12 protein-coding genes are annotated in these 14,544 nt (G+C 42.8%); 5 read left to right on the top strand and 7 right to left on the bottom strand.

Going from position 1 to position 14,544, the window contains the following annotated elements:
• Positions 1–104: 104 nt before the first annotated feature.
• The gene (locus tag ACFI6G_RS03500) at positions 105–926 is read right to left on the bottom strand and encodes a DUF4344 domain-containing metallopeptidase (RefSeq protein WP_215945649.1); all 822 of its coding nucleotides are present in this window, start codon (positions 924–926) and stop codon (positions 105–107) included.
• A 244-nt stretch (positions 927–1,170) separates the two neighbouring features.
• On the opposite strand from ACFI6G_RS03500, the gene ACFI6G_RS03495 reads away from it, so the two are divergent.
• Positions 1,171–1,527, top strand: a complete 357-nt coding sequence (locus ACFI6G_RS03495; protein WP_010432454.1) for a YibL family ribosome-associated protein — start codon at positions 1,171–1,173, stop codon at positions 1,525–1,527.
• A gap of 314 nt (positions 1,528–1,841) precedes the next feature.
• Positions 1,842–3,068 (top strand): sodium/glutamate symporter, encoded by a 1,227-nt coding sequence (gene gltS, locus ACFI6G_RS03490; protein WP_010432457.1) that lies wholly within the window; start codon positions 1,842–1,844, stop codon positions 3,066–3,068.
• Positions 3,069–3,182: 114 nt separating this feature from the next.
• Here the strand turns inward: gltS and norW are convergent, their stop codons facing one another.
• The 4 genes from norW to ACFI6G_RS03470 form a co-directional block, all read right to left on the bottom strand.
• Positions 3,183–4,331, bottom strand: coding sequence for an NADH:flavorubredoxin reductase NorW (gene norW / locus ACFI6G_RS03485; protein WP_016766900.1), 1,149 nt, complete (start codon positions 4,329–4,331; stop codon positions 3,183–3,185).
• A gap of 1 nt (position 4,332) precedes the next feature.
• Positions 4,333–5,895, bottom strand: a complete 1,563-nt coding sequence (gene norV / locus ACFI6G_RS03480) for an anaerobic nitric oxide reductase flavorubredoxin (RefSeq protein ID WP_065099312.1) — start codon at positions 5,893–5,895, stop codon at positions 4,333–4,335.
• A gap of 435 nt (positions 5,896–6,330) precedes the next feature.
• The gene (locus tag ACFI6G_RS03475; protein ID WP_010432463.1) at positions 6,331–6,987 is read right to left on the bottom strand and encodes a nitroreductase family protein; all 657 of its coding nucleotides are present in this window, start codon (positions 6,985–6,987) and stop codon (positions 6,331–6,333) included.
• Positions 6,988–7,276: 289 nt separating this feature from the next.
• Positions 7,277–8,143, bottom strand: a complete 867-nt coding sequence (locus tag ACFI6G_RS03470) for a glycerol kinase (protein ID WP_371968912.1) — start codon at positions 8,141–8,143, stop codon at positions 7,277–7,279.
• Positions 8,144–8,715: 572 nt separating this feature from the next.
• Between ACFI6G_RS03470 and ACFI6G_RS03465 the strand changes: the two genes are divergently transcribed.
• The 3 genes from ACFI6G_RS03465 to ACFI6G_RS03455 all read left to right on the top strand — a co-directional run bounded on the left by ACFI6G_RS03465 (position 8,716) and on the right by ACFI6G_RS03455 (position 12,534).
• Entirely contained in the window at positions 8,716–10,605 is a 1,890-nt protein-coding gene (locus tag ACFI6G_RS03465) for a PTS mannitol transporter subunit IICBA (protein WP_102363695.1), read from the top strand.
• A gap of 193 nt (positions 10,606–10,798) precedes the next feature.
• Positions 10,799–11,947 carry a mannitol-1-phosphate 5-dehydrogenase gene (locus tag ACFI6G_RS03460; protein ID WP_010432469.1) on the top strand — a complete coding sequence of 383 codons (1,149 nt, stop codon included), beginning with the start codon at positions 10,799–10,801 and terminating at the stop codon, positions 11,945–11,947.
• 50 nt (positions 11,948–11,997) lie between these two features.
• Positions 11,998–12,534: an MltR family transcriptional regulator gene (locus ACFI6G_RS03455; RefSeq protein WP_022571110.1), complete on the top strand. Its 537-nt coding sequence runs from the start codon at positions 11,998–12,000 to the stop codon at positions 12,532–12,534.
• A 298-nt stretch (positions 12,535–12,832) separates the two neighbouring features.
• On the opposite strand, the gene nagB is transcribed toward ACFI6G_RS03455, so the two are convergent.
• The gene (nagB, locus tag ACFI6G_RS03450; RefSeq protein ID WP_010432474.1) at positions 12,833–13,633 is read right to left on the bottom strand and encodes a glucosamine-6-phosphate deaminase; all 801 of its coding nucleotides are present in this window, start codon (positions 13,631–13,633) and stop codon (positions 12,833–12,835) included.
• 550 nt (positions 13,634–14,183) lie between these two features.
• On the bottom strand, positions 14,184–14,537 hold the full coding sequence (locus tag ACFI6G_RS03445) for a MaoP family protein (RefSeq protein WP_010432477.1): 354 nt from the start codon (positions 14,535–14,537) through the stop codon (positions 14,184–14,186).
• Positions 14,538–14,544 lie beyond the last annotated feature (7 nt).

Raw genomic sequence — 14,544 nt, 5'->3', positions numbered from 1 at the left:
ATTTAACCCTGTTTGATAGCGGCTTCAGAATTGGTTTCTAGGCCGCTCGCTTAACTCTAACTCTTTTGTAGAACTTTCGGCTTTTTGTCTCTTTAGGTCTTTAACTAACCCTCACTACTCTCTTTCAAATACTGATGCCAATTCGCGTTAATCACATCGAAGTGCTCCACGCAGAACTCTTTTCTATTTTTTAGGTAGTCATTTTCCACGTCATCGAGTAAGTTTTTATAAGCTTCAGGGTCGCTTCCATATACTAAACACAGAGTAGAGAAGTAACGTTGGAGATCAAAGCTGTGTTCATCAATGTATTCACCTAAATCGTAATATTCAGGACGGTCTTCTGACTCGAAAGCAAACATGTCAGCGGCACTAATTGCGGCATCTCCGCCGTGTTCTACATAGTTGAGCAACATGATGGTAGCGAGGTTATCAACGGCGTCCTCTTCCTTCCCCAAAATAGCAATTTTTTGATCTTCTATGTAAGCATGCCCAGTTTCGTGCAGTAGGGTGTGAAGTAAGGTATCGATAGCTCCAGTTTGTGCCGTTTTCCCGTACTCTTTTTCGTACTGATTCTTTTCAAAGTAAGTTAACGATTCAGCATAAAAGCTATAAGGGATGAGCACTTGATGCGTTTGTGGATCGTAGAGTGGACCGTCTTCGTTGCCATATTGAATGGTTAATGGGTTATTAAACATGAAGAGCTGATTGGATAGGTCAATCACGGTGTCGTTGACGCCACTAAGTTGAATCTCTTTTTTGATCTGTTGTTCTGCCTCAGTCTTAGGTGTCGAGTACTCAACAATAAGGTTATCAGGTAGCGTATTGACACGGGATGTTTCACTAGACACATAAGTTGTGGCGAACACAGAGCCAATGGCTAGGCTGTAGGTTAGTGCTCGTTTCTGCACGAGTTTAATGAATGTCATCGTAGATCCTTATGTGGTTGGCACTAAGTTCTTTTTGCCATTGGATTTTTGGTGAGTGGCACAGACGAGTGAAACATCACTTATCGAGGGTTAATCTATTCTAGAATGATTATCGAGTGGTAATCAGTTTAGGTTATCTTTGATTCGATTGGCTATTTGTCAGATAAATTTCGGTTCAGGTAAAGCCTTGTGCTATACTCCGCGCCCCAATCCGAATTGGCTTGTTTAATCTTAGGAAATTATTATGAGTGTTAAAAACGAACTTCAACAAATTAACAACCGTCTAGACAAGTGTCGCAACAAGTTAGCGGCTGCTAAAACTCGTAATGATCGTCCTGTTGTTCGTCAATTTGAAGATGAGATTAAGAAGCTAACTAAGAAAATTGCCCAGCTTAAACACAAAGAAAGCTTCGATGTGAATCAAGAGCGTAAGTCGCTGATTGATATGCCATTTAGCCGTGAAATTACAAAAGCTGAGCAAGCGGATATGGGCAAATTGAAAAAGTCTGTAAAAGGATTAGTGATTGTTCACCCAATGACGAAGATTGGTAAAGAGCTTCGCATTGAGGTTATGACAGGGTATGCCCCGAAAAAATTCTAATTACCAGCAATGGTAATAAAAAAGGAGCTAGCAATGGCTCCTTTTTGCTTTTTTAGGTATTCAAAAAGAGATTGAGCAGCAGTATCATTGCTGTCGATTTATACTTTTGGAGATTGATTGTTATCACAAAACCGTCGCTCTCTACTTAAAAGTTAACGTACTACTAACATGGTACGGAGTGAACGCAGCAATGCGCTGGTTTTCTCATCCACAATTTCTTACCCATTCTCATAGCACAGGTAGAGCAGCACACATAATTACAGACAAAACCAGACTCATTAGGGAAGATGAGCACGCAAAACAATAGAGGTTATATGAATCAATTAATTTCAATAGGGCCACTAGAATCTTTCCTAATCGCAATTAGCGTTTTGTTTCTAGGTCATTTTGTAAATGCAAAGCTACCGGTTCTCAAAAAGTACAATATCCCTGAGCCCATCGTCGGCGGTTTGATCGTCGCTTTTGCTATTACTGCCCTACACTTCAACGGCGTTGACCTAGAGTTCTCTTTGCCATTGCAGAACACCTTCATGTTGATGTTCTTTGCGACTGTTGGCCTTGCTGCTAACTACACCCAGTTGATGAAAGGTGGTGCAAAGGTGTTTCTGTTCTTAGGGGTCGCTTCGATTTACATCATTATCCAAAATGGTGTAGGTGTGACATTAGCCACAGCCCTTGGTCTTGAACCTTTGATGGGCTTGATTGCAGGCTCTATTACGCTATCTGGCGGTCATGGTACCGGTGCAGCTTGGTCACAGACGTTTTCAGACACATTCGGTATTGCCAATACTCTAGAAATTGCGATGGCTTCAGCCACCTTTGGTTTGATTATTGGCGGCATCATCGGTAGCCCTGTGGCCCAAAAGTTGATTGATAAGAACCAACTTGAATCTGAATACGGTACTGGCACGCAAACGCACGAACGCTTCCCTGAACTCGTTACTTACAATGAGTACGAAGAAGACAAAGTGACCGCGAAGAAGGTGATCGAAGTATTGTTCATTCTTCTTATCTGTATCACGGGCGCGAAATACCTAGAGCAGTGGGTAGCGACCTTTGAAATTTCTTGGTTGATGATCCCTGACTTCGTTTATGCGTTGTTTATTGGTGTATTCATTACAAATGTTTTTGAAGTCACTAAGCTGCATAAAACCGATAGCGAAACGGTCGATATTCTGGGCACGGTGTCATTATCACTGTTCTTAGCTATGGCGCTAATGAGCCTTAAGCTTTGGAACATCTTTGACCTTGCGATTCCGTTCTTGGTTATCCTTGCGGTTCAGGCTGTGGTGTTGGGTATCTTCTCTTACTTTGTGACGTTCAAAGTAATGGGTTCTAACTACGACGCAGCGGTTATGGCGGGTGGTCACTGTGGTTTCGGCCTAGGTGCAACACCAACAGCGGTAATGAACATGGGTTCTTTGGTGAACCGATTCGGTCCGTCGCCACAAGCCTTCATGGTTGTGCCAATCGTTGGTGCCTTCTTTATCGATATCGTTAACCTGATCATCCTTCAAGGTTACATCTCGTTTATCGGTTAATGTTCGTCCTTGCTTAAATGCGATGAGCTAATCGCACCAAGATGAATACAAGAAAGCCAGTCGATTGACTGGCTTTTTTATTGTCTAGCATATACCGAACTTATAGATTTTATCTTATGTCGGTGAACTGGTCTGTAGTTCTTTAAGCAGAGGAAATGCTGCTTTAGTGTGTTCCCCTGTGACAATGAATCCGACGAGTTGGTTTGCCTCATTAAAACCTTTGGCGACAATCCCTTTTGGATCAAACCGAGTCTCCCAACTCTGAGCAGTTTGAATATCACGGCCTGCCAGCTGAATCGGATAACTAGGCGTTTTCACTTTAGTCATAATATGCGGCAAGCTTAGCTTTCCTTCACCCGTAGTGAGTTGTTTCGCCAATACGTTGGCCGCTAATATCGCGGGTTGCAGGTAAGCCATTACTCGTCCTTGAATTTCAGCACAATCCCCAATGGCATAGACATTTTTGATGTTAGTTCTCATTGCTTCATCAACGATGATACCTCTGTTCACTGCCATTCCTGTCTGTTGCGCGAGTGCTGTATTTGGCATTAACCCAGCTGCAGCGATGACCACATCGGTTTTGATTAATCGAGAAGAGGTCGTTTGTAACCTTACTCCGTCAGCGAGATAGGTGGCATGGCTTACCATTGCATCCGTCTCAACTGTCACACCGGCTTTACGAAGCTCTCGTTCCAGTTCTAGGGAGATAAAAGGTGGTACCAAACTACCTAATAGATAACTTGCTGGTTCAATGACCGTGACACTTTTCCCCGCAGTTTGAAGGTCGAAAGCTAACTCGACGCCAATGAGCCCGCCACCGATAACGGTGATTCGTTGCGCAGCGTCGATCTGAGCTTTGTGTTTTTCGAACTCTTCCAAGCTATTGAGAGTAATCGTTGCCTGAGCACTCAACCCCTCAGCAGCAGGTATGAAAGGCGCTGCCCCGGTTGCCAGCACTAGTTTTGAGTATGGGATGATATCATCGCCAGCGACAATAAACTGTTGCTCGGTGTTAATCTCGTTTACCCAAACGTTGGTTTTAATGACAACGTTATGCAGCTCAGCTAATTGTTGAGCAGTATTGATCGCAAGTTGCTGAGGTGTTTGAGCTTGACTGAATACATGCGAAAGATTCGGCTTACTGTATTCAATACCCGCATCAGCAGTGACTATTGTAATAGCGATATTTGGGTCAGTTTTACGGATCATCTTTATGGTTTGTAAAGCAGCGAAACCAGCGCCCACAAGAACAATGTTGTCCATATTACTTCTCCACAAACACTTCTTTGCCTAAATGGCATTCTGGGCAAAGGAAGTCATCCGGCACTTGTGCCCAAGGTGTTCCTGGTTCAACGCCTTGGTAGGGTTCGCCCAATTGTGGGTCGTACACCCATTCACAGACAGTGCAGCGCCAGCAAGTGCAATCTGCGCTGTGGTTTGGCTGGCCTTGAACTTGCTCGGGCTGTTTCTCAAGTTGTTTTTCGACGAGTTGTTGCTGATCGAATTGCTGCTGATCGAGTTGCAGCTCGTCTGTGTCAGCGAGCGCGACTGGAGTGCTCGTTGGCGAAGGCGCGGTTTCAAGCGGTGTCACATTACGTGATACTTGCTTTGGTGCGCTGACTTCGTCTGGATTCACACGCCAAACCTCGGCCAGTGTCATACCATAATCAATACATTGACGAAGTGCGTCTGTATCTGGTTTCCAGTGGATATGCTGAGGTGCGCTCACTTCGAAGTTGGCTTCACGTAAGCGAGCATCGATGCGTTTTACTGCGCCGCCAGTCCACCCTGAAGAGCCAAATGCTGCGGCTCTTTTTTCTGCAAAGCGCAGGCCGTGTACTTCTTCAAGTAGTGCGGCGATTTGCGGCATCATCACATTGTTCATGGTCGATGATCCAACAAGCACGCCCTTTGAACGGAAGATATTGGCAAGGATGTCATTCTTATCGTGCTTAGAGATATTGAAGACTTTGATGGCTGTTTCTGGGCTGCCTTTACGAATACCCTTTGCGATCGCATCTGCCATCATGCGAGTGTTATTGGACATGGTGTCGTAGACAATGGTGATACGATCTTCTTTGTAGGCTTTTGACCACTCGTAATATTGCTCAACGATTTGAGTCGCGTTGTCACGCCAAATACAGCCATGAGAAGTAGCAATAACATCGATTGGCACGCCTAAACTCAAGACTTCTTCTATCTTCGCTTTCACCAAGGGCGCGAAAGGCGTGAGGATGTTTGAGAAGTAACGCAGACATTGGTCATGCAGCTCTACTTGGTCTAGTTGGTCATTGAATAGGTTCTCGTCGCAGTAGTGTTGCCCGAAAGCATCGTTACTAAACAGGATTTCATCACCGGTTAGGTATGTCGCCATTGAGTCTGGCCAGTGTAGCATTTTCATCTCAACAAAGATGAGTTGCTTACCGTTACCGACATCGAGCGTGTCGCCTGTTTTAACGGTTCGGAAGTTCCAGTCAGGCTGGTGGTGATGGCCAACAATAGAGTTAACACCAGCTTCTGTGCAGTAGACGGGTGTGTTCGGAATTTTAGCCAGTAGCGCAGAGAGGGCGCCTGAGTGATCTTCTTCTGCATGCTGACAAATGATGTAGTCGATCTCGTTGATATCGATTTCCATCTCTAGGTTTGCAAGGAATTGTTCAGTAAAGCGATGATCGACAGTATCGACAAGCACCGTCTTCTCTTCACGGATCAGGTATGAGTTATAGCTCGTACCTTTGTTCATGTGGTATTCCTTACCGTGGAAGTGCTCGGTTTCCCAATCGTGGACGCCGACCCAATGAACATTTGATTTAACGTGAATAGTCATAATGATAATACCTTATTTAAATATCTGATCTCATCATTGCATTTGGTGTGCCATGTTTTTAAGTAATTGTTTTTAATTAGGTTAATTTAATGCTGGTAAGGGTTTGTGTCATTATGACTTTTTTATATTTGTTGTCTTAATAATCCTTTAGTGTCATTTTAACTCGCGCGAAATTGTTCTAGGTATTGGCATGCTTATGGATAAAGATAGATGAAACTGAGCCTCTATAAATATGACTAGTTGATTGGGAAAATCAGTAGCAGATACAAAAAAGGCCAGACAAGTGTCTGGCCAAAATATAAGGCAGTACGTTTAAGCATATTAAATGTAGTCATAACTAAAATTGGCGTTATAACTAATATTGGTTTTAAAGCTAAAATTGGTTTTCACACTAAACTAAATGAATGGTTCATTTAGCAAGGTTGTTCGTATCAACTAGAGAGTTGTTACAACTTGATCAACCGCTAGACGCGCTTTTGGTTTACCGTAGTTATAATCTTCGCCATCTTTGTGGTAACCAATCGCCAATGCAACATCAACAACATGACCATCTAACTCATCGGCAAATTCTTCACTGATCATTTTTGCGTCTACACCTTCCATCGGTGTTGAAGCGATGCCAAGACGAGCTAGCGTGTGCAGTGTATTACCAAGTGCGATGTAAACTTGAGATTTAGTCCAATTGCCGTTAAAGCCTTCTTCGTCTGTGTTCATTTCAGCGAATGCGTAAGCACCTAAGAACTGCTCGTACATTTCAGCGGGTAGGTGACCAGAACTGACTTCTGTGTCAGCACGTTTTGCGAATTTTTCTTTAGTGTACTTAGGGTCGTGAGCAAACAAGATCGTGTGTGACGCTTCTTTCGCATGTGGTTGGTTAAACTGGAACATGTTTTCGAAAGTATTGTGGAAGCGCTGTTTTGCTTCGTCACTCTCAATGATGATGAACTTCCAAGGCTGAGAGTTGATAGAAGAAGCTGACAAGCGAAGAGCTTCTTTGATTACTTCCATATCTTCTGCTGATACACGTTTGTCGGCATCGTATTTTTTAGCAGTGTAGCGAGTGTTCAAATCTGTGATGATTGGATGAGTCATGTTGGCTCCTAATATCTATAAGAATAAATGTTGTAGGGTTTAATGTTCAGTGACGTCAACAATAAACGGACAGCTCAGTTAAATCGAAACCTTTTATAAAGTCGTTTAAATGGCTATCGAACATGCCCTAAATACCGAATTACTATAGTAACTCGAGTCGATGGGGGTAAGATAATAGAAGAGTCGCTTGAGAAAAATAGCGAACATATCAAATCACTATGGTAGTTAAAGTCCATAATAAGCGAATTAATGTGATCTTGATTAGCTATAGTGTGCGAGTTTCAGTGACTTAATACGCCTTTATTCCATATTCACGCAATAATGGCGGTAATACCTTGTCGAGATTGGGAATATCTTCTGGGCAGATTTCGATTAAACCAAAACCATGTTCCTCGTAAATTTTCTTAGTGGCAATGCGCTGGTCTTGATCTATTGACCCATAATCCGTTCCCCAGAACTGAATGTACACCTTACCAGTTGGCAGGTAGAAATCGCTCATGACTTCTTTTGCGATTGGGAGTGGACGTTCGTAGGCGTGGACTACTCCTGCCATATAGAGCCAGTTATCTATGATCAGCTCGCCTTTCGACCTAACATAGTGTCCGTCCAAGCTTCGGTGTTTTGCTTCGAACTTCTGACGAAAGCTAGAAAACGAAGCGTCAGTAGAATGGCTTTCGGCGTCGTGACCTAAAAATTCGACAACAGATTGCTTTATGCGCTTATTACGCACCAAAGAGTCGTGCCACACCACAAACAAGTTTTTTGTTGCTTTATCTTCTCTCTGTTCACCACCGGCTTTTAAACCCGTAGAAGTCACATGCCAGCCATCTTCTTCTTTGGTTATCCAACCAAGCTCATTGAGTAGCAGGTTAATTTTCTTCGCGCTGAGTTGAAAAGCGTTGCCCAACTGAGTCGCGGTTAGCGTTTTACCAGAGAATGAATCTAAGTCGATGAGCAGATTCTCCGGCCATACAATAAAGATACCAAATTTTTTGTGCTCTACATATTCCCCTCCAAAACTTTCACCGCGCTCAGTGAGCACCCAACGTTCTTGCGATCGCACTATATAGCCAGCACTTTTTAGATCACTGAAGAGAGTTTTAGGTTCCACCCCTTTGTGTTTGGCGAGTGCTGATGTGGAGATTTTTTCTGGCATAGTTTTTCTCAAATAGCAGAGCAACCTGCTGGTTGGTGTTGAAGGGGAATTAAATAAATAGCATTTGAGTAGCTAAATACCATATCACATCCATCTAGTGTTCACTGCAGCGCTCTGGCCTGTAGTTTTAATAGTGCGCTATGTCTCATTTCATTTGAAGCTTAGGTTTTGTTTTTGTAATTAAATTACAAAGTCAAGTTTTTGGTTCGTACTGATGCATATGTATTGAGCATGATACGCTGTTATTTTGCTCACTAATTATAGATTTTAGATACCCTATTTTATTAAGTGTGATATTGATCACTATTTATTTTTAAGTATTACAAAACAAAATGTGATCAATATCACTCGATAATGAGTGTTATTCCCATTTACATTGCTTTGTAATTTAAATTCATACCATTTTTGTGATCTAAGTGGCTATCGATAACCCGAAAGTGTTTTTTGTGTGTGACCACTGTCACTAAAATTGCCTCAAGGTGCATTTTCGAAATGTTGTGATACATTTTAATCGACTTTTGAATAAACACTTTCGGTCATTTGACCAACCAATACACTACGGGGTTCTACCTATGTTATCACCAGAAGCAAAGATTAAGGTTCAAAACTTTGGTCGTTTCTTATCCAATATGGTAATGCCAAACATCGGCGCATTTATTGCGTGGGGTTTCATTACTGCACTATTTATTCCAACAGGTTGGTGGCCTAACGAAACGTTAGCATCAATGGTTGGTCCTATGATCACATACCTACTACCGCTATTGATCGGTTACACCGGTGGTAAAATGGTTGGCGGCGACCGTGGAGCGGTTGTTGGTGCAATTACAACGATGGGTGTCATCGTTGGTACAGATATCCCTATGTTCATGGGTGCAATGATTGTTGGTCCACTAGGTGGTATCGCAATTAAGAAATTCGATGAAGCTGTTCACGGTAAGGTGAAGAGCGGTTTCGAAATGCTAGTGAACAACTTCTCTGCTGGTATCATCGGTATGATCTGCGCAATCATCGCGTTTGTCGTGATTGGTCCTGCAGTTAAGATTCTATCTGGTGGTCTTGCGGCCGGTGTTAACGCAATGGTTGAAGCAGGTGCTCTTCCTCTAGCTTCTATCTTTGTTGAACCTGCGAAAATTCTTTTCCTAAACAACGCAATCAACCACGGTATCTTCTCTCCACTAGGTATCCAGCAATCTGAAGAGATTGGTCGTTCAATCTTCTTCCTAATTGAAGCTAACCCGGGTCCTGGTTTTGGTCTTCTACTTGCTTACATGGTATTTGGTAAAGGTAGCGCGAAACAGTCTGCTGCTGGTGCATCTATCATCCACTTCCTAGGTGGTATCCACGAGATTTACTTCCCGTACGTACTGATGAACCCACGTCTAATTCTTGCTGTAATTGCAGGTGGTATGACGGGTGTATTCACTAACGTAATGTTTGATTCTGGTCTTATCTCTCCAGCATCTCCAGGTTCTATCTTCGCAGTTTTACTGATGACGCCAAAAGGTTCTTACCTAGGTGTTGTACTTTCAGTAATCGCTTCAACCGCTGTGTCTTTCATCGTAGCTTCAATCCTACTTAAGACTTCAGCTCAAGGTGACGACGAAGATTCACTAGAAAAAGCATCAGCACAAATGAAAGACATGAAAGCGTCTTCTAAAGGTGCGGTATCAGGTGCAAACGTGAACCTAGCTAATGTAGAAGCTGTGTACGTAGCGTGTGATGCGGGTATGGGTTCAAGCGCAATGGGTGCTGGTCTACTACGTAAAAAAGTAGAAACAGCAGGCCTGAACATTGTGGTAACTAACTATGCAATCAACAACCTACCAGCTGATTCGCAAATTGTTATTACACACAAAGACCTAACAGACCGTGCACGTAAAACCGTACCAGGTGCAATGCACATGTCTCTTAACAATTTCCTAGATGGCGCTGTATATGACCAGTTGGTTGTAGACCTTGTAGAAGCACAAAGCGGTGAAGCGAAAGTAGCAGCACCTGCGGCAGCGGCTCCAGCACAAGAAGGCAACAAACTTGCTCTGACTAACGACAGCATCTTCCTTGGTCTAAAAGCGACTCAGAAAAAAGACGCGATTAAGTTTGCTGGTGACCAATTAGTAAAACTTGGCAATGTGTCACCTGAATACGTAGAAGGTATGTTTGCTCGTGAAGAGCTTGTGTCTACTTACTTAGGTGAGTCTATCGCGGTACCACACGGCACAATCGAAGCGAAAAAGTACGTACAAAAAACCGGCATCGTTTTCTGTCAATACCCTGAAGGCATTCAGTGGGGTGAAGATGAAGATGATATTGCGAAGATGGTTATCGGTATTGCAGCACAAGGCGATGAACACAACATGGTGTTGATGGCTATTACCAATTCACTTGATGACGAAGAAGCAGTGGAATGCTTACAGAACACAACTAACCCAGATGATGTTCTACGTATTCTAAACGGAAATTAATACGCTCTAGTCAAGCTCCTGAGTGAAGGAGGCCGGTGTCCCCCCACTGGCCTCATTTTCGGTCTTACTCTTTATCGGTTTAATAAAGATTCAGTCTGTATAGCTTACTGTTTAATGCCTAGAACCTAATTGGAAAGGGCATGTTGTTGAGTAGTTAGCTATCTAGATTCAAATATTTATAAGGTCTAAAATTATGAAAGCGTTACATTTTGGTGCAGGTAATATCGGTCGTGGTTTCATTGGTAAGCTTCTTTCTGATGCTGGTATGAAGGTTACGTTTGCAGACGTAAATGAAACGGTTGTTAATGCGTTAATTGAGCGTAAAGAATACCCAGTAAAGATTGTTGGAGAAGAGTGTGTTGTTGAGATCGTTAAAAACGTAACAGCAGTGAACTCAGCGACAAGCGCTGTGGTGGATTGCATTGCTGAATCGGATCTTATTACAACAGCGGTAGGCCCAACGGTTCTCAAGATTATCTCTAAATCTATCGCGCAAGGCATTGAAAAACGTGCTGCTGCTGGTAACACTGCACCAATGAACGTAATCGCGGCAGAGAACATGGTTCGTGGTACTAGCCAACTTAAAGCTGCAGTATTAGAGCACCTTTCTGATGAAATGAAAGCCTTCACTGAAGAGCACATTGGTTTCGTTGATTCAGCGGTTGACCGTATTGTTCCACCGGCAGAAGCTGGCGAGACAGACCCTCTAGCAGTAACGGTTGAAACGTTCAGCGAATGGATTGTAGATCAAACACAATTTAAGGGTGATATCCCAAACATCCCAGGAATGGAATGTACTGATAACTTAATGGCTTTCGTTGAGCGTAAACTGTTTACTCTTAACACTGGTCACCTAGTAACGGCATACCTTGGCGTTCTTGCGGGTCATGAGACAATCAAAGACTCTATTGAAGACGACGTAATCCGTGCTGAAGTAACAGCAACAATGGAAGAGAGTGGTGCTGTACTTATTAAGCGTTACGGTTTTGATCCTGAAGCTCACGCTGCATACATCCAAAAAATCCTTGGTCGTTTTGCAAACCCATTCCTACGTGATGAAGTAGATCGTGTTGGTCGTCAACCAATTCGTAAGCTGAGCCCACAAGATCGCTTGGTTAAGCCACTGAACGGCACATTAGAATACGGCCTTCCAAACGCTCACCTAGTAAAAGCGATTGCGGCAGCGTTCCATTATAAGAACGAAGATGACCCTCAAGCGGTTGAACTTCAGGCAATGTTTGCAGAAAAAGGCTTTGCAGAGACATTAGCATATTATTCTGAGCTGAATAGTGACTCAGAAGTTGTTAAACTAGCGGAACAAGCTTATCTAGCATTGAAATGATAAACCACCAAAGTGCCACTCCTGTGGCACTTTCTTATTGCCGAGCCGTTATGCCAATACAAACTAATCATGAAACAGAATTACTCGAAGCACTTTCCGAGGCTGAGAGTGCTGGCGCTTGCCTGATGGCCGCTTATGATGCATTGGATGATACGGTAGATTCGGTTTTAAAAAATATTTTCAAGAAAGACGATACTGCGATTAAGTTCGTTGTAGAACCTCTTCTCAATAGTGGCGGGCCGCTAGGGGAAATAATGATACGCGGAAAGTTGCTTCTGGGGCTTGGCGTGATCAGTAAAGAGCTTTATGACGACTTAGAGATTTTCGTGACCTTAAAAGAATGGGCGAAAATACAGGGTGATGACACCAGTTTTACTGAAGTGGATATCATCTTTGAGCTAAACAAAGTACATGCTATTCAGCGTATTATGCCTATTGAATACGACCCTGAGATGGTGAAAACCATGTCTGGTCCAATGTTAGAAATGTTCTTGGGTCGACATAACCAGAAAGTGAAATCCACGATCGTTTTGGCTATTACAGACATCATTAACACCTTGTGCCGAGATAACGCGCTGAGTTCTTAGTTTTTGCTATTGAGTTCATAGCTTGAAGCTTTCGCTTGAGCTTACACCTAAAGTGTTTATTTAGCTTATCTAGCTTTAATTCGTTTTATCCATCTTAGAATATACCGTCATTGCGGTTTCTCTTGTTTGAGAAATCGCTTTTTTGTTTCTGCAGCCTGTTTAAACGAGCTTGTCGCTCTATTATCGATCCTGTTACTCACCTCCTCAAATTGCAGATACAAAAAAAGCCACATTCTGTGGCTTTCTCTATTCAAGACGCTCTTTCTATTAAAAACGCCTTTTTATTCAAGACAATCGATTATAGGTCTTGGATGTTTTCAGCTTCTAGCTCTTGGAAGTAGCGTAGAGTCTTAACTTTTAGCTCTTGTTGAGCTGGCTCATCAGCAACGATGATAGCTTTACGGTGCATCTGTAGAGCGGTAACAGTCCACATGTGGTTTACAGAACCTTCGATAGCCATTTGAAGTGCTTGCGCTTTGTTGTGTCCTAGAGAAAGGATCATTACTTCTTCAGCATCTAGAAGAGTCGCAACACCGATAGTTAGTGCGTATTTAGGCACTTGGTTAATGTCGCCATCGAAGAAACGAGAGTTCGCGATACGAGTGTCTTCAGTTAGCGTTTTGATACGCGTGCGTGAAGACAGAGAAGAACCTGGCTCATTGAATGCGATGTGACCGTCGATGCCTACGCCGCCCATGAATAGGTTGATTTTACCGTATGAGCGGATTTTCTCTTCGTACGCTGCACAGTGTGCATCTATGTCGTCAGCTTTGCCATCAAGAAGGTTGATGTTTTCAGCTTGGATATCAACGTGGTTGAAGAAGTTCTCGTGCATGAATGTGCGGTAAGACTCTGGGTGGTTAGGGTCGATGCCAACGTACTCATCCATATTGAATGTTACAACGTGCTTAAAGCTTACTTCACCAGCTTTGTAAAGTTCAATTAGCGCAGCGTAAGTAGTTAGAGGTGTGCTACCAGTAGGAAGGCCTAGTACAAATGGACGCTCGGCAGTCGGAGCGAATTTGTTGATAGAATCTGCGATATGACGAGCAGCCCATTTACCTACTTTTGCTTTGTTGCTTAATGGAATAAGTCTCATTGATTTTGCCCCTAGAAATTAAATTTTATAGTGTTCTGAAACATTAATTCGCATTATAAAATAAGTTGTCGTGTTCTGCTATTGTTTTAGGTCAATATTTTACTTTTTTCATTGTATTTGTGACTAGATCTCTCAGAATTGCATAATTATTGTATGGATATTTGGTGGCGTTAAACAAGATTAATACGTTTGTCATATAGCATAATATTGATTCAATTCAGCGTCTGAAAGGGTCGATAAGCTTGATTTGTTTGTGTACTTCGATGCATTAACAGGCCGCTAGAATAGAGTTCAGGCAGAAAAATAAGGGGGGTAATGTAGAGTGATATTGATTAAAGAAGGGGGGGAAGGAGAGAAACGTAAATTCTACAGTGATGCAAGTACCGTTGAGATTATGCCTGAGTCGAGGTGTCTCGGTGCTATCGTTATGAATTATTTATATATATTGGTAAAACCAGCCGGGTTAGCTAAACTTAACTGTTGCGAAGGTAAAGTGTGTTGAAGGCAAAAAAAAGCCCAAAGTGATGAGGTATCACTTTGAGCTATTTTACTAATCTTCTAACACTAACTCACTTTCGTATTCTTCCCTAGGCACTTCACCGCGTTTGCAGCCGTTTAGGGTATGAAAGCGACGGCGTCCACGAGCTAGTTGAATGTACTTCAACCAAACACGCTCTAACTTGGACTTAGCCTTATGAGGGTGAGATAGCACTTTAATGAAGTGTTTTTCTTCAGCATTGGTTGGTGTGAGTTCACCAGTTTCAAGTGCAAGCATAGTGTCACCAAACAAGGTTAGGATTTCCTCTTCTGAAAGAGTAAAATCACCTGACTTAGCGAACCCTCGTGGGAATTTAATGGTGTCATAAAAACGTTTTTTTCCGTGTCGGAATTCGGTCTCAGACATATCAGCC

The sequence above is a fragment of the Vibrio sp. PSi01 genome (genome assembly GCF_054960695.1).
The sequence above is the reverse complement of the archived record's forward strand: the minus strand, read 5'-3'. Positions and strand labels throughout refer to the sequence as shown.